The 15,087-nt window shown below is 64.2% G+C and carries 12 protein-coding genes; 7 read left to right on the forward strand and 5 right to left on the reverse strand.

Going from position 1 to position 15,087, the window contains the following annotated elements; translation table 11 throughout:
• The first annotated feature begins 192 nt into the window (after window positions 1-192).
• The gene (locus FE851_RS02830; RefSeq protein WP_186378735.1) at window positions 193-1,347 is read left to right on the forward strand and encodes a glycosyltransferase; all 1,155 of its coding nucleotides are present in this window, start codon (window positions 193-195) and stop codon (window positions 1,345-1,347) included.
• On the opposite strand, the gene FE851_RS02835 is transcribed toward FE851_RS02830, so the two are convergent.
• Window positions 1,328-1,798, reverse strand: coding sequence for a vgr related protein (locus tag FE851_RS02835; RefSeq protein ID WP_145199674.1), 471 nt, complete (start codon window positions 1,796-1,798; stop codon window positions 1,328-1,330). The two genes, FE851_RS02830 and FE851_RS02835, sit on opposite strands and share 20 nt — an antisense overlap.
• Window positions 1,795-2,277 (reverse strand): copper chaperone PCu(A)C, encoded by a 483-nt coding sequence (locus FE851_RS02840; RefSeq protein WP_019051625.1) that lies wholly within the window; start codon window positions 2,275-2,277, stop codon window positions 1,795-1,797. Before FE851_RS02840 ends, FE851_RS02835 begins: the two co-directional genes overlap by 4 nt.
• A gap of 175 nt (window positions 2,278-2,452) precedes the next feature.
• Here FE851_RS02840 and dnaK point away from each other — a divergent pair, with 175 nt between their 5' ends.
• Both dnaK and dnaJ read left to right on the forward strand, forming a co-directional pair.
• Window positions 2,453-4,351: a molecular chaperone DnaK gene (dnaK, locus tag FE851_RS02845; protein WP_017180891.1), complete on the forward strand. Its 1,899-nt coding sequence runs from the start codon at window positions 2,453-2,455 to the stop codon at window positions 4,349-4,351.
• A gap of 67 nt (window positions 4,352-4,418) precedes the next feature.
• On the forward strand, window positions 4,419-5,552 hold the full coding sequence (gene dnaJ, locus FE851_RS02850; protein WP_019051626.1) for a molecular chaperone DnaJ: 1,134 nt from the start codon (window positions 4,419-4,421) through the stop codon (window positions 5,550-5,552).
• 86 nt (window positions 5,553-5,638) lie between these two features.
• On the opposite strand, the gene FE851_RS02855 is transcribed toward dnaJ, so the two are convergent.
• The 3 genes from FE851_RS02855 to FE851_RS02865 form a co-directional block, all read right to left on the reverse strand.
• Window positions 5,639-6,916, reverse strand: coding sequence for an amino acid permease (locus FE851_RS02855; RefSeq protein ID WP_145199676.1), 1,278 nt, complete (start codon window positions 6,914-6,916; stop codon window positions 5,639-5,641).
• Between the two features lie 85 nt (window positions 6,917-7,001).
• On the reverse strand, window positions 7,002-8,804 hold the full coding sequence (locus FE851_RS02860; RefSeq protein WP_145199678.1) for an acyl-CoA dehydrogenase C-terminal domain-containing protein: 1,803 nt from the start codon (window positions 8,802-8,804) through the stop codon (window positions 7,002-7,004).
• A 51-nt stretch (window positions 8,805-8,855) separates the two neighbouring features.
• Window positions 8,856-9,266, reverse strand: coding sequence for a MerR family transcriptional regulator (locus FE851_RS02865; protein ID WP_017180887.1), 411 nt, complete (start codon window positions 9,264-9,266; stop codon window positions 8,856-8,858).
• Window positions 9,267-9,379: 113 nt separating this feature from the next.
• Here FE851_RS02865 and FE851_RS02870 point away from each other — a divergent pair, with 113 nt between their 5' ends.
• The 4 genes from FE851_RS02870 (at window position 9,380) to FE851_RS02885 (ending at window position 15,080) form a co-directional block, all read left to right on the forward strand.
• A complete protein-coding gene (locus FE851_RS02870) occupies window positions 9,380-9,787 on the forward strand; it encodes a hypothetical protein (RefSeq protein WP_145199681.1) in 408 nt (135 codons plus the stop codon).
• A gap of 191 nt (window positions 9,788-9,978) precedes the next feature.
• On the forward strand, window positions 9,979-12,018 hold the full coding sequence (locus tag FE851_RS02875) for a TonB-dependent receptor family protein (RefSeq protein ID WP_145199684.1): 2,040 nt from the start codon (window positions 9,979-9,981) through the stop codon (window positions 12,016-12,018).
• 16 nt (window positions 12,019-12,034) lie between these two features.
• Window positions 12,035-13,303, forward strand: a complete 1,269-nt coding sequence (locus FE851_RS02880) for a PepSY-associated TM helix domain-containing protein (protein WP_261370837.1) — start codon at window positions 12,035-12,037, stop codon at window positions 13,301-13,303.
• A 157-nt stretch (window positions 13,304-13,460) separates the two neighbouring features.
• Window positions 13,461-15,080, forward strand: a complete 1,620-nt coding sequence (locus FE851_RS02885; RefSeq protein WP_145199687.1) for an NAD(P)/FAD-dependent oxidoreductase — start codon at window positions 13,461-13,463, stop codon at window positions 15,078-15,080.
• Window positions 15,081-15,087 lie beyond the last annotated feature (7 nt).

The raw sequence follows: 15,087 nt of genomic DNA on the forward strand, positions 1-15,087 counted from the left end.
GTTGATCTCATCGACTATGGGACAGGCGTGATCGCGGCGTCTATGGCACGTATCGGCGGGGGCGTGACGAGATGCTCCAACCGCCTTGGCCGATACTGTCTGTTACGGTGAGGCCAAGATACAAATGCGCTCTGATAGTCGACACCTGGCGCGTGACGTGCATCGATGATCCGCGCCCGTTTATTGTTGACCATGCATAAATTTGGTCAAGGCGGGGCCGACCGGGTCGCCGTGCATTTGGCCAGCGGCTTTGCGGAGGCTGGCAAGGACGTTGTTATTGCGCGGATGCGGACGGACCGGGAGGGTGAGGCTGCTCTTGGATCATTGTGCAATCCGGCCGTGAAGCTCGCGACGGCGGGAGAGCCCCTGGGCTCTCGCAAGCTGGAACTGGCGCGAGGCCTGCCAATGATTGTCCGTCGAATTTGGGCTGAGCGTCCGCATGTCGTTCTGGCGACGAGTAACAATATCGGCCTTGTTACCGCACTGGCCACTTTCCTTGTGCCGCGTTCCGGCATCCGGTTTGCGTTCAAGACCACCAATCCCGTCATCCGCCCGCGCGACAGCAGCAAAATTGCGCGCTGGTATCGGCGTAGGCTCTACGGCTTCATTTTCAGCCGCTTCGATCGCATCTTGCCGCTGACACATGCAGAGCAGCGGACCTTGACGGCGCTCTATCCGCAGCATGCGCACAAGCTGCAAACGGTGCTCAATCCCTATGTCAGTGACGCCATGCTCGCTGACTTTGCGCCGCAGACCCCTGCCTGCGATGCGCCTCGCACCATTGTCGCACTCGCGCGCATGATGCCGCAAAAGCGGCTCGACCTTTTGATCACGGCCTTCGCGCGCATGCGTCGAAGGCAGGATAGACTGGTCATCGTCGGCGAAGGACCGGAGCGGGTCGCGATCGAAAGGCTCATCGCCCAATTGGGATTGAGCAAACGGGTCGAACTGGCCGGCTTTGTGAGTGACGTGGTCCCCTGGCTGCGCAAGGCTGATCTGTTCGCCCTGTCATCACATTATGAAGGCCTGCCAGCCGCCGTGATCGAGGCGCTTGCCACCAATTGTCCGGTCGTCACGACGGATTGTTTCGATGGCGCCGCCCAGATGTTGCGTGCCGCGCCTCATTGCGCCGTCGTTCCGCGCGGTGATGCCGATGCACTGGCCGCCGCGCTCGACCGGGGGCTTGATTATAGCGAACGACCGGCATGCCTGCGCGCCATTGCCCGCCAATATGGGATCGCGGCGGCGATCGAATCCCATCTCGCGATCCTGGACGGGCTGGCTGCTGCCGCGCAAGCGGAACGGCCTGGCGAGGTGCATGATGGCATCAAACGGGCGTTGAACTGAACCGCACCAGCGCTTCGTAAACGTCCAGCGGTGGCTTGTTTGTTACCGACAGGCCGCTGCGCATCAGGAACAGGTGCCGCACGATCTCCGCCTGCTGCTCGATGCCGTAGCGCTCGAACGGCTTGCCGGGCACGACATCATAGCCATAGCGGCAGAAGGGGTGACGCATCAGCGGCAGCCACCACCGCCCCGACCGCTGCGCCTGCCACACATGGGTCATCTCATGGATGAAATGCCCCTGAACATGCAGCGGGCTTTCGCAGAAATCCGCGCAGAACAGCCCGCCGTCCGGGTGAAACCACAGGTCGCCATCGGGCGCCATCGTCACGCCCCTGGGCTGGAACGGCCACCATTTGCGCGCATGCACCCGTACCCGGCCATAATCGATGGCCGCGCCGAACACGCCCCGCGCCAGCGCAACCTCATCGGGCGTCAGGCTACGGCTGCTCAATGGCCCTCATGCTCGCCAGCAGGCTTGGCTGCCGCTGCGCCTGCGCCCGCCGCCTCCGGCTTGCGGATCACCGCATCGACCAGCAAGCGGTCGCCATTGGCCATCAGGAAGGTCAGCTGCATCTTGCCCCGGCTGATCGCGGTATCATTCACACCCCACAGCATCAGATGCTTGCCGCCGGGCGCGAAGGCGACTTCACCCTTGGCCGGAATATCGACACTGTCGATTCGCTCCATCGTCATCATGCCGTCCTTGTCGACGCTTTCATGCATCTCGACCTTGAGCGCGTAATCGGTCAGCACGCCGCGTATCTGCCCGCCCGCATCACCGCCATGCGCGACGAAATAGCCGGCCGATGGCGTTTCCTTGTTGGGGCTCAACCGTACCCAGGCCTGGTCGATATAGGTCGGCGCCGGGTCGCCGCACGCGGCCAGCGCCAGTGGAGCCAAGAGGGCGAAAAGGGCAAAGGGGGCGCGCATCAACTCATTCCTGACTGTCTCGTTTCCGGTCAGCGTACATAGGTAATCGCCCCAGCTTCTTGTGCCAAGCAAAAGCGCCCCTATATCGCCCTTGCAAACCGGCCTTGCCTTGGCGCTTTCGTGAGGTATGGGGCCATCAACCGCTGAATAGAATTTGGGGTTCAAAGAGGACACAATGGCAAAAGTTATCGGTATCGACCTTGGCACCACCAACAGCTGCGTCGCCGTCATGGACGGCGGCAAGCCCAAGGTAATCGAAAATGCGGAAGGCGCGCGCACGACGCCGTCCATCGTCGCCTTCGCCAAGGATGGCGAGCGCCTGATCGGTCAGCCGGCCAAGCGCCAGGCGGTCACCAATCCGGACAGCACGATTTTCGCGGTCAAGCGCCTGATCGGCCGCCGCTTCGACGATCCCATGACCAAGAAGGACATGGAGCTCGTCCCTTATTCGATTGCCAAGGGTCCGAATGGCGACGCCTGGGTCAAGGCCGGTGGCCAGGATTACAGCCCCTCGCAGATCAGCGCCTTCATCCTGCAAAAGATGAAGGAAACCGCCGAATCCTATCTGGGCGAAACCGTCACCCAGGCGGTCATCACCGTGCCTGCCTATTTTAACGACGCCCAGCGTCAGGCGACCAAGGATGCCGGTCAGATCGCCGGCCTTGAAGTGCTGCGCATCATCAACGAGCCGACCGCAGCCGCGCTCGCTTATGGCCTCGACAAGCAGGACGGCAAGACGATCGCGGTCTATGACCTTGGCGGCGGCACGTTCGACATTTCCATTCTGGAAATCGGCGACGGCGTGTTCGAAGTGAAGTCGACCAATGGCGACACTTTCCTGGGCGGCGAAGATTTCGACGCCAAGCTGGTCGAATTCCTGGCCGCCGACTTCCAGAAGTCCGAAGGCATTGACCTTACCAAGGACAAGCTTGCGCTCCAGCGTCTGAAGGAAGCGGCTGAAAAGGCCAAGATCGAGTTGTCCTCGGCCCAGACGACCGAAGTCAATCTGCCCTTCATCACCGCTGACCAGAATGGTCCCAAGCATCTGGTGAAGTCGATCACCCGCGCCGATCTGGAGCGTCTGGTCGCCGACCTCATCAAGCGCACCATGGAACCCTGCAAGAAGGCAATGGCCGACGCAGGCGTTTCGGCCAGCGAGATCAGCGAAGTCGTCCTGGTCGGTGGTATGACCCGCATGCCCAAGGTGCGCGAAGCCGTGAAGGAATTTTTCGGCAAGGAACCGCATACCGGCGTGAACCCGGACGAAGTCGTCGCCATGGGCGCGGCGATCCAGGCGGGCGTGTTGCAGGGCGACGTCAAGGACGTGCTGCTGCTCGACGTAACACCGCTCAGCCTTGGCATCGAAACGCTAGGTGGCGTGTTCACCCGCATGATCGACCGCAACACCACCATCCCGGCGAAAAAGTCGCAGGTCTATTCGACCGCCGACGATAATCAGCAGGCGGTGACGATCCGGGTGTTCCAGGGCGAGCGCGAAATGGCGGCGGACAACAAGATCCTCGGCCAGTTCGACCTCGTCGGCATCCCCCCGGCGCCGCGTGGCGTGCCGCAGATCGAGGTGACGTTCGACATCGACGCCAACGGTCTGGTCAATGTGTCCGCGAAGGACAAGGGCACCGGCAAGGAACAGCAGATCCGCATCCAGGCTTCGGGCGGTCTGTCGGACTCCGACATCGACCAGATGGTCAAGGACGCCGAACGCTTCGCCGAAGAGGACAAGAAGCGTCGTGAAGCGGCCGAAGCCAAGAACAACGCCGAAAGCCTCGTCCACACGACCGAGCAGCAGCTGGCCGAACATGGCGACAAGGTCGATGCGAGCCTGAAGGGCGAGATCGAAACCGCCATTGCCGACACCAAGTCTGCGATCGAAAGTGGTGACGCTGAAGCCATGAAGGCCAAGGCGCAGGAACTCGCCACGGTCGCGATGAAGCTGGGTCAGGCCATTTACGAGAAGGAGCAGGCTGCGGCTGCTGCGCCGGGCGCTGAAGCACCCAAGGCGGACGACGATGTCGTCGACGCCGAATTCTCCGAAGTGGACGACAACAAGGCTTGAAGCTGAAGCCCTATACCCGTCACCCCGCCGCCAGGCGGGGTGACGGGACAGCCGGGCGGGGGTCCGAATGACGACCGAAATCGACTATTATGAATTGCTCGAAGTCGAGCGCACCGCCGACGCGAGCGTGCTGAAAAGCGCCTATCGCAAAATGGCGATGAAATATCACCCGGACAAGACCGGGGGATGCACCGACAGCGAAGCCAAGTTCAAGGCCGTGTCGGAAGCCTATGAGGTTCTGAAAGACCCGCAAAAGCGCGCAGCCTATGATCGTTTCGGTCATGCGGCCTTCAAGCAGCAGCAACAGGGCGGCGGTGGCGGATTCCACGCCGGTGCCGGCGGTTTTTCCGACCTTGGCGATATATTCGAGACGATTTTCGGGCAGGGCGGCGGCTTTGGCGGCGGCGGTCGCCAGCAGCAGCGGCGCGGCGCGGACCTGCGCTATGATCTCGAAATCACCCTCGACGAAGCCTATCATGGCAAGCAGACCGAGATTCAGATCGAGGTTTCGGCCGTCTGCGACAGTTGCGACGGCTCCGGCGCGGAACCGGGAACCAGCGTCAAGACCTGCCCGACTTGCAAAGGCCATGGTCAGGTCCGCGCGCAGCAGGGCTTTTTCGTGGTCGAACGCACCTGCCCATCCTGCCATGGCGCGGGCAAGGTCATTGAAAGCCCCTGCCGCTCCTGCCGGGGCGAAGGCCGGGTGGACAAGCCCAAGACGCTGTCGGTCAATGTTCCCGCTGGCGTGGACGATGGCACCCGCATCCGCCTGTCGGGTGAGGGCGAGGCGGGCGCGCGTGGCGCTCCTGCGGGCGACCTCTACATCTTCCTGCACGTCAAGCGTCACTCGCTGTTCGAGCGTGATGGCACCACGCTCTTCTGCCGCTGCCCGGTCAGCTTCACGACAGCCGCGCTCGGCGGTACGATCGAAGTGCCGGGTCTGGACGGCGTGCGCCACAGCATCAAGATCCCGGTCGGCATTCAGTCGGGCAAGCAGATCCGCCAGCGTGGCGCGGGCATGCCGGTCCTCAACGGACGCGGGCAGGGCGATCTCGTCGTCCAGATCGACGTCGAAACCCCCACGAAGCTGACGGCCAAGCAGAAGGAACTGCTCGAAGCCTTCCGCGAAACCGAAACCGGAGAAGAATGCCCGGCCTCGACCGGATTTTTCGGCAAGATCAAGGATTTGTGGGGGGATTGATCGCTGGCATCATGGTGCTCCCGCGAAGGCGGGAGCCCAGTCCTACCCTGTGAACTGGACTCCCGCCTTCGCGGGAGTACGTCACGTCAGGCTGCACGCTCTCGCCGCGCCCACCAATAAAAGGGCAACCCCGCCGCCATCAGCAGCACGCTCGACCCGCTCGCCACGATCCCCGCGCCCCATAGCGTCCACAGCGCATAGCCCAGCCCCACGACCGCGGCGGGCACCACCACCCGAAACCGCATGCTCGCCAGCGCGCAGCCGACATAGAGCCACAGCGTCGCCGATGTCGCCAGCAGCGCCATGGCGGTAAATAGCGCCACCAGCTCCTGCAAACTATTGGCGACCAGCAACAGGCTGGCGAGCAGCGTGGACACTATCAGCCCGCGCACTGGCGTCCCTTTGGCATTGGTTCCCGCCAGCCAGCGCGGCAGTTCGCCCGCCCGCGCCATCGCCAGCGGCACCTCGCCCATCAGCAGCGTCCAGCCATTGAGCGCCCCCAGGCAACTGATCGCCACGAACAAGGCGATGAAGCGCGCCGGGCCGGGCGACCAATAATGGCTGACAAATGCGCCAAAGGGCGATCCGGTCTGCGTCTCCGCCGCTGGCAGGGTCAGCGCTATGCCTGAACAGACCAGCAGATAGATAAGCCCCGTCACCGCCGTGCCGATCAATGTTGCGCGCGGGATCGTTCGCGCCGGATCACGCACCTTGTCCGCCGCCACGCTGGCCGATTCAAACCCCAGCAAGGCCCAGAGCGTCAGCGCCGCCGACGCGGTAATGCCCGCGCCCGTCAGCCCCTGCGCCGGGAAGGGCGCGACCTGCGCCGTGCCGTTCCCCACCGTCATGACCAGCAGGACCAGCACCACCGCGATCGGGATCAGCTTGATGACCGTCGTGACGATCTGCGTCATGCCCGCCGCCCGCGCGCCGATCAGGTTGATGCCCGTCATCGCCCACAGCAAGCCGATCGACATTATCGCCCCGACGCCCGGCCGCGCCAGCAGCGGCAGGACGCTGGACAGATTGGCCGTCGCCGCGACCGCAATCGTGACATTGGTGATGATGATCGACAGCCAGTAGATCCAGCCAATCGCAAACCCGGCAAGCGGCCCATAGGCCCGCGCGATCATCTGCGACGCGCTCGTCCCCGGCAGCGCCACCGTCAGCCGGGCGATGACGAAGGCCAGCACCAGCGACCCGGCGATCGTAAACCCCCAACCTGCCACCGCATCCCACCCAAAGGGCGCAAGCGCGGCGGGCAGCAGGAACACGCCCGACCCGATCATATTCCCCATCACCAGCGCGATGCAGGCGGCAAGTCCCAACGTGCGGGCAGGCGCCGGACTGGCGGTGATGGTCATGGCTGGCGTCCCCCTTGAAAGGGGCCAGCCTATCGCGGGTGGCGGGCCTTGGCCACCCATGTGGCCAGACCCGCCTTGATTGGCGTTACGCCGCCAGGAACATATCCGGGTCCAGCGCCATCAGCGCTTCGGCGCCACCTTCCATCTTGCGGCGCAGCGATCCCGCGTCGGGCATGATCCGCTCGGCAAAGAAGCGCGCCGTCACCAGCTTGGCTTCCAGATACTTCGCGTCGCCTTCGCCCGCCGCCAGCAGTCCGGTCGCGGCCTTGGCCATGCGCAACCACATCAGGCCGGTGGCGACGATGCCCAGGATATGCATATAATGATGCGCGCCTGCGCCCGCATTATCGGGGTTCTTCATCGCATTCTGCATCAGCCACATGGTCGCGGCCTGCAACTGGCCGGTCGCCTTTTCCAGCGCTTCGGCGAAGGCGGCGAGCTTCGGCTCGGCCTTGGCATCGGCCACTTCGGTCGCGATGATCTTCAGCAATGCCTGCAACGCGCGGCCACCATTCATCGGCAGTTTGCGGCCGACCAGATCCATCGCCTGCACGCCGTTGGTGCCTTCATAAATCTGGGCGATGCGCGCGTCGCGGACATACTGCTCCACGCCATTTTCCCAGATATAGCCATGGCCGCCAAACACCTGCTGGCTGGATACCGCGACATCGAAACCCTTGTCGGTGCCATAGCCCTTGATGACCGGGGTCAGCAGCCCGATCAGATCGTCGGCTTGCTGGCGCTCTTCTTCGGTGGCGGCATAATGCGACAGATCGACCTGCAAAGCCCCCCACAGGATCAGCGCGCGCAACCCTTCGGTGATGGCCTTGCCCTCCATCAACATCCGGCGCACATCGGGATGGACGAACAGCGTATCGGCCTTTTCCTCCGGCTCCTTCGGCCCGGTCAGCGCGCGGCCCTGCCGCCGGTCGCGGGCATAATGAACTGCGTTCTGCAGGGCGATTTCGCCCTGGGCCAGACCCTGGAGGCCAACGCCCAGCCGCGCCGCGTTCATCATGATGAACATCGCGGCCAGCCCCTTATTCTCCTCGCCGACCAACCATCCGGTTGCCCCGTCATAGTTCATGACGCAGGTGGCGTTGCCATGGATGCCCATCTTATGCTCGATCGAACCGCAGGACACGGCGTTGCGCTCGCCCAGCGACCCGTCGTCATGCAGCAGGATCTTGGGAACGACGAACAGCGAAATGCCCTTGCTGCTGTCGGGTGCGCCCGGCGTCTTGGCCAGCACCAGATGGATGATATTTTCCGACAGGTCATGCTCGCCCGCCGAAATGAAAATCTTGGTCCCGGTGATCGCATAGCTGCCATCGGCATTGGGCACGGCCTTGGTCTTGATCAGGCCCAGATCGGTGCCGCAATGCGGCTCGGTCAGGTTCATCGTGCCGGTCCACTGGCCCGACACCATCTTGGGGATATAGCGCTGCTGCAATTCATCGCTGCCCTTGGCAATCAGCGCCGCGACCGCACCGGCGGTCAGACCATGATACATTTCAAACGCCTGATTGGCCGACAGCACATATTCATCCACCGCCGTCGCCAGGACGGACGGCAGGCCCTGTCCGCCAAATTCGGCCGGCGAATGCAGCGTGGTCCAACCGCCCGCGACAAACTGGTCGAACGCATCCTTGAAGCCCGTCGGCGTGGTCACGCTGCCGTCGGGGTGACGGGTGCATCCTTCCTTGTCGCCCACCGCGTTCAACGGGAACAGCACTTCCGCGGCAATCTTGCCGCCTTCGGTCAGGATCGCCTCGACCAGGTCGGGCGTCGCATTTTCAAAGCCGGGCAGGTTGGCATAGCGTTCCAGCCCGACGACATGATCCAGTACGAACCGTGTGTCGCGAACGGGGGGGGTATAAGTGGGCATGATCGTCTCCGGGCGTTTTTCTTATCGGGAAAGGGCGGGTAGGGGAGGGCGTCAGTCTTTGGCGATGGCCGCAACGAAATTGGCCAGTTCGGCAATGGCCGCGTCAATATCGTCCTTTTGCCGGGTCAGCAGTTCGATCCGCGCCTGGCATTTGGCGGCCGTGACGCGGCGCTGCTCTTCATGTTCTTCATCGGCGTCATACAGGTCGATCATCTCGCGAATTTCAGTCAGGCTGAAACCGACCCGCTTGCCGCGCAAAATCCACGCCAGCCGCGCGCGGTCGCGCCGCGAATAGATGCGGGCCAGACCTTGCCGTTCGGGCGCGATCAGCCCCTCATCCTCATAGAATCGCAAGGCGCGGGCCGTGACGCCAAACTCTTCGGAGAGGTCGGAAATGCTGTAGCTCTGCTGGTCCCGATGGTCGGGTAGCTCGATGCCGGCGATGCTGCTGCGCTTGTCCATGACGCATGATGTAACGCAGCTTTACGTTTACGTCAAGGTGAGTTCAGGGCAGCGCGCGATGGACTTATTGCCCTAGTGACAAGGCAGCGCCTCGTCATTATGGCGGCCCCCACATGACGGGGGCGATCAGACATTCCAGCACCGCGCGCGGCCTGCTTGCCGCATTGGCGCTGCTCGTCCTGGCCGTCCAGTTGTTCGTGCCGTCGGGTTTCATGCCTGTCCGCACGGATCGGGGCGTCATCATAACCCTCTGCACCGGGCAGGGCGCAATCAACGTGCTGGTCGATCGCGACTTGGCACCGGGCAAGGGCGATCATGCGCCCGACGATGGCATGGCCCGGCACATGCCCTGCGCCTTCGCCGCTTCGGTCCAGCCCGCCGTGCCCCCACTGCTGCTCGCAGACCTGCCGCTGCCTGCCTGGCAACTGGCCTATGGCCCGATCGCCTTCGCGCTCAAGACGGGCCTGATCGCGCGCCTCGCCGCGCCCCCACCGCCTTCATCCGGGCCGCCAACCGCTTAACGACATCCTCCTCCTGAGGGGAAGGTGGCAGCACGAAGTGCTGACGGAGGGGTGTCACCCTCTCGATAGCTTGACACCCCTCCGTCCGGCCTCTGGCCAGCCACCTCCCCTTGTAGGGAGGATGCAATTTGCGCAGCCCCAATCCTGACAAGAAAGTCAGGAAATTACACTATATCAATAGGTTAAAATTCATGCGTATCACCCACGCCACGCGCAGCGTTTCGCTGTGCGCCATCGCCTTTGCCCTGTCGACTACCACTGCCTTCGCCGACGAAGCCCCCGACCAGAGCCGCATCATCGTCACCGCCAGCGCGCTTGCCCAGGAAGCCGCCGCCCGCGTCGAGCGCACACCGGGCGGCGTCGATGTCGTTGCCGCTGACGATTTTGAGAATAAGCTGGCCGTCTCCCTGCGCGACGCGCTCACCTTCTCGCCCGGCGTCTACACCCAGCCCCGCTTCGGGCAGGAGGTTCGCATCTCTATCCGTGGTTCCGGCCTGTCGCGCGGCTTCCACATGCGCGGCCTGACCCTGTTGCAGGATGGCATTCCGATCAACCTGGCCGACGACAATGGTGACTTTCAGGAATTCGACCCGCAAGTCTTTCAGCATCTGGAGGTCTATCGCGGCGGCAATGCGCTGCGTCTGGGCGGATCGACGCTGGGCGGCGCGATCAATGCCGTCACCCCGACCGGACGCAGCGCGCCGGGCGTTGAACTGCGCATCGATGGCGGCAGCTTCGACACGATCCGCACCAAGGCCGCCTATGGCTATGCCGATGACCGGGGCGATGCCTTCGCCGCGATCACCAGCGATCGGTCGGATGGCGACCGCGATCATGGCAAGCGGAAATCCTATCGCTTCAACGGCAATGTCGGCGTGAAGATCAGCGAGACAATCGAAACCCGCTTCTACGCCAGCGCCCAGACCATCCGTCAGAAATTGTCCGGCTCGCTCAGCGAAAAATCGGTGCTGAGCGATCCGACCAAGGGCAATTTCGTCGGCAACCAGGCGCGCGACATTGATTCGATCCGCCTGCAAAACCGTACGACCATCCAGCTTGGTGGCGGCCAACTGGCGTTCGGCCTGTTCCTCAATGCCAAGGATCTCTACCATCCCATCTTTCAGGTGATCGACCAGAAATCGGAAGATCGCGGCGCGTTCGCCAGCCTCGATCTGGCGGGCGACCTTGGCGGCCTGCCGGTCGAACTGACGCTTGGCACGCAGGCGCGTTTTGGCAAGGTCACCGCGCGCCAGTTTATCAACCTGTCAGGCAAGCGCGGCGCGCCCACCGCCAATGTTCAGCAGCGCGCCCAGACGATCAACAGCTATGGCGAAGTCCGCGTCGCCCCCACGCCCGGCCTGTGGCTGATCGCAGGCGGGCTCTACACCCATGGCGAACGGCGAATCGACAACCGCTTTGCCCCGCAACGCAGCGGCGACGCCAGCTTCGACGCCTTCTCGCCCAAGATCGGCCTGCTCTACAAGCCCGACGACGCGCTGCAATTCTACGCCAATTATAACCGCTCGGTCGAACTGCCCGGCTATAGTGAACTCAGCCAAACGCCCGCAGGCGGCGCGCCCGGCTTCACACCCGTCGGCGCGCAAAAGGCGTGGACCGCCGAAATCGGCACCCGTGGCCGCATCGGCATCGCATCCTGGGATGTCAGCCTCTATCGCGCCGACATAAAGGGCGAGATGCTGCAATATAGCGTGATCGCAGGCGTCATCCCCGCCGCCACCTTCAACGCGGACAAGACCCGTCATCAGGGCGTCGAAGCGGGTCTGGACCTCGCCTTCACCCCATGGGCGTCGCTCCGCCAGGTCTATCAATATAGCGATTTCCGCTTCCGCAACGACGCCATCTATGGCGACAATCGCCTGCCGGTGGTGCCGCGCCATTTCTACCGCGCCGAACTCAAATTGGGGACAGACAGGCTCAGCGTCTCGCCCTCGGTCGAATGGCTGCCGCAGGGGGCGTGGGTCGACTATGTCAACAGCAAGCGGGTCGGCAACTATGCCCTGCTCAATCTGGGCGCACAGGCGCAGCTGCGCGATGGCGTCACCCTGTTCCTCGATGCGCGCAACCTGACGCAGAAGCGTGCGGTCGGCGACATCAGCGCGCTGGTCCGTTACACGCCCGACAACGCGGCTACGGCAGTGGACGAAGGCAGCGTCGCCTTCTACCCGCTCGAACGCCGCGCCATCTATGGCGGCGTGCGCGCGCGATTCTGAACCGGGGGGCAGGACGATGGATGACACAGGCTTCTACCGGGCGATGTGGCGCTGGCATTTCTATGCCGGCCTGATCGTCCTGCCCGTGCTGGCACTCATGGCGGTGACGGGCGCGCTCTATCTCTACAAGCCGGAGATAGAGGCGACGCTCTATCCCGTCCATATGTCGACGACGCCGTCCGGCGCGTTGCTTCCGCCATCGCGCCTGGCCGCTGTGGTGGAGCGGACGACAGGCGCGCAGGTAACGCAAATCGTTCGTCCCGCCACCATGTCGGAAAGCTGGCGGGTGATGACCAAGGTGGAGGGCGGTCCGCCAACGGTCCATTTCGTCGATCCGCGCGATGGCCGGATACTCGGTCAGATGCGCGGCGGCGGCTTCATGAAGGTCATCAAGGATTTGCACAGCCTTGCGCTCACCGGCCCGGTCGGCAACCGGCTGGTGGAGGTCGTCGCGGGCTGGGCGATCCTGCTCTGCATCACCGGCCTCTATCTGCGCTGGCCCCGGCGCGGCCAGCCCGCACTGGCGATCCGGGGCAAGGCATCCGGTCGCCTCTTTTGGCGCGACCTGCACGGCACGCTGGGTTTCCTGTCGGCTGGTGTCATCCTCTTCCTTGCGGTGACGGGGATGCCATGGACGGAAGTCTGGGGCGGCGGGCTGCGTGCCGTCGTGGCCGCCAATGACTGGGGACGGCCTAAAATGGCGGTCGTCCCATGGAGCGCGCTGGCCAAGGATGCACTGCCATGGACGCTGCGCGAAGGCGGTCCGATCGCGGGCGATGCTGGCGACATCGGCGTTGATCAGGCTCTGCGCATCGCCACCGCGCATGGCATGGGCGGTGTGCAGCTCATCCTGCCCGCCAGTCCCGGCGCGCCCTATCTCGCCGCCTCCATCGTCACGCAGGCGCAGGACGCGCGCGCCATCACCATCGACGCGGCATCGGGTGCGGTGGTGCAGGATATGGACTGGCGCATGTTCGGTCCGGGCGCAAAAGCGGTCGAATGGGGCATCGCCACCCATCAGGGCCAGCAATATGGCGAGGTCAACCGGCTGCTGATGCTGGCGGCTTGCCTCTGCCTGCTCCTCCTGTGCCTGACCGCACCGGTCCTGTGGTGGAAGCGGCGGCAACGGGGGCGGCTCAGCGCACCGCCCGCGGCCACCCCCGCCGCCCGGCGCATGGTGGCAGGGTTGATGCTGTTCATCGGCCTGCTGTTCCCGTTGACCGGCCTCAGCATGCTCGTCGCCTTGCTGGGCGAATGGATCATGGGCCAGCGCCGGACGGCCTAAATCCCGTTCGGGCTGAGCTTGTCGAAGCCCCGTCCTTCTTCTCGAAAGAAAAGGACTCCCCTTCGACAAGCTCAGGGCGAACGGATTGAATGAGGGGGCAGGCTTGCGTCCAAGGCGGACGGTTTTCTTATCCGGCCACATCATCTACAGCCCGTCCATGATCCGTCTCTCCGGCCTCCAACTCCCGCTCGACCATCCTGCCGAAGCGATCCCCGCCGCCATCTGCGCCCGGTTGGGCATCCCTGCCTCCGACCTGCTGTCCCACAGTCTGGTGCGGCGCGGCAATGACGCGCGCCGCCGCAGCGCGATCCAGCTTGTCTATACATTCGACATCGCCGCCAGCGACGAACCCGCCATCCTCGCCCGCTTCGTTGGTGACAAGGATGTGCGCCCCGCGCCCGACACACGCTACAGATTCGTGACCCACGCCCCCGAAGGCGGCCCGGCGCAGCGCCCGGTCGTCATCGGCGCGGGACCATGTGGCCTGTTCGCTGGCCTGATCCTCGCGCAAATGGGGTTCCGCCCGATCATCCTGGATCGCGGCAAGCCAGTGCGCGAACGGACGAAGGATACATGGGGCCTGTGGCGTCGCGCCGAACTGAACCCGGATTCCAACGTGCAGTTCGGCGAGGGCGGGGCGGGCACATTCTCCGACGGCAAACTCTATTGCCGGGTCAAAGACCCGCGCTTCCTCGGCCGCAAGGTGCTGGAGGAGTTCGTCGCGGCGGGCGCCCCGGACGACATATTGTGGGAAGCCCACCCCCATATCGGCACCTTCCGCCTCGTCACCATGGTCGAATCCATGCGCCGCCAGATCGAGGCGCTGGGCGGCGAATATCGCTGGCAGACCCGCGTGGACGATCTCGCGCTGGAGCCAGCGGGCGAGGGCGCCCATCGGCTGCGCGGCCTCCATATGCAGGATGGCAGCTTCCTCGAAGCCGACCATGTCGTCCTTGCTGTCGGCCACAGCGCCCGCCCGACCTTCGAAATGCTGCACAGCCGCGGCGTCCATATAGAGGCCAAGCCCTTCTCCATCGGGGTGCGGATCGAACATCCGCAAAGCTGGGTCGATCGCGCCCGCTACGGCAATTGCGCGGGCCACCCGGATCTGGGCGCGGCCTCCTATAGCCTGGCCCATCATTGCGCCAATGGCCGCACCGTCTACAGTTTCTGCATGTGTCCCGGCGGCCGGGTCGTTGCCGCGACGTCGGAGGAAGGGCGCGTCGTCACCAACGGCATGAGCCAATATAGCCGCGCCGAATTCAACGCCAATTCAGGACTGGTGGTCGGCATCGATCCCGCGCGCGACTATCCCGAAGGCCCGTTGGCGGGCATCGCGTTGCAACGTCGCTGGGAATCGGCGGCCTTCGTCGCGGGCGGCTCCTCCTACTTTGCGCCCGGCCAGACCGTGGGCGACTTCATGGCCGCTCGCCCCTCCACCGCCTTGGGAGAGGTCGTCCCCTCCTACAAGCCGGGCGTTACCCCCACCGATCTGGCGCGCTGCCTGCCTGACTATGTGGTCGATGCCATCCGGGAGGCGCTGCCTGCCTTTGGCCGCCAGATCAGCCATTACGACCATCCTGACGCGGTCATGACCGGCGTGGAAACACGCACATCCTCGCCCATCCGCATCACCCGCGGCAAGGATTTCCAGAGCCTCAATGTCGCTGGCCTATACCCCGCTGGCGAAGGCGCAGGCTATGCCGGTGGCATCCTTTCCGCCGCGATCGACGGCATCAAGGTGGCGGAGGCGGTTGCGCTGGGAATGATGCGATAGGCTGGCA

Source organism: Sphingobium sp. B2, assembly GCF_007693735.1.
Classification (GTDB): domain Bacteria; phylum Pseudomonadota; class Alphaproteobacteria; order Sphingomonadales; family Sphingomonadaceae; genus Sphingobium; species Sphingobium xenophagum.

Bases quoted from the DNA above. Each gene is read 5' to 3' on its own strand.
- FE851_RS02875 (WP_145199684.1), top strand. From the start codon at position 9,979: ATGCGTATCACCCACGCCACGCGCAGCGTTTCGCTGTGCGCCATCGCC.
- FE851_RS02870 (WP_145199681.1), top strand. From the start codon at position 9,380: ATGACGGGGGCGATCAGACATTCCAGCACCGCGCGCGGCCTGCTTGCC.
- FE851_RS02865 (WP_017180887.1), bottom strand. From the start codon at position 9,266: ATGGACAAGCGCAGCAGCATCGCCGGCATCGAGCTACCCGACCATCGG.
- FE851_RS02885 (WP_145199687.1), top strand. From the start codon at position 13,461: ATGATCCGTCTCTCCGGCCTCCAACTCCCGCTCGACCATCCTGCCGAA.
- FE851_RS02880 (WP_261370837.1), top strand. From the start codon at position 12,035: ATGGATGACACAGGCTTCTACCGGGCGATGTGGCGCTGGCATTTCTAT.
- FE851_RS02840 (WP_019051625.1), bottom strand. From the start codon at position 2,277: ATGCGCGCCCCCTTTGCCCTTTTCGCCCTCTTGGCTCCACTGGCGCTG.
- FE851_RS02830 (WP_186378735.1), top strand. From the start codon at position 193: ATGCATAAATTTGGTCAAGGCGGGGCCGACCGGGTCGCCGTGCATTTG.
- FE851_RS02860 (WP_145199678.1), bottom strand. From the start codon at position 8,804: ATGCCCACTTATACCCCCCCCGTTCGCGACACACGGTTCGTACTGGAT.
- FE851_RS02855 (WP_145199676.1), bottom strand. From the start codon at position 6,916: ATGACCATCACCGCCAGTCCGGCGCCTGCCCGCACGTTGGGACTTGCC.
- dnaJ (WP_019051626.1), top strand. From the start codon at position 4,419: ATGACGACCGAAATCGACTATTATGAATTGCTCGAAGTCGAGCGCACC.
- dnaK (WP_017180891.1), top strand. From the start codon at position 2,453: ATGGCAAAAGTTATCGGTATCGACCTTGGCACCACCAACAGCTGCGTC.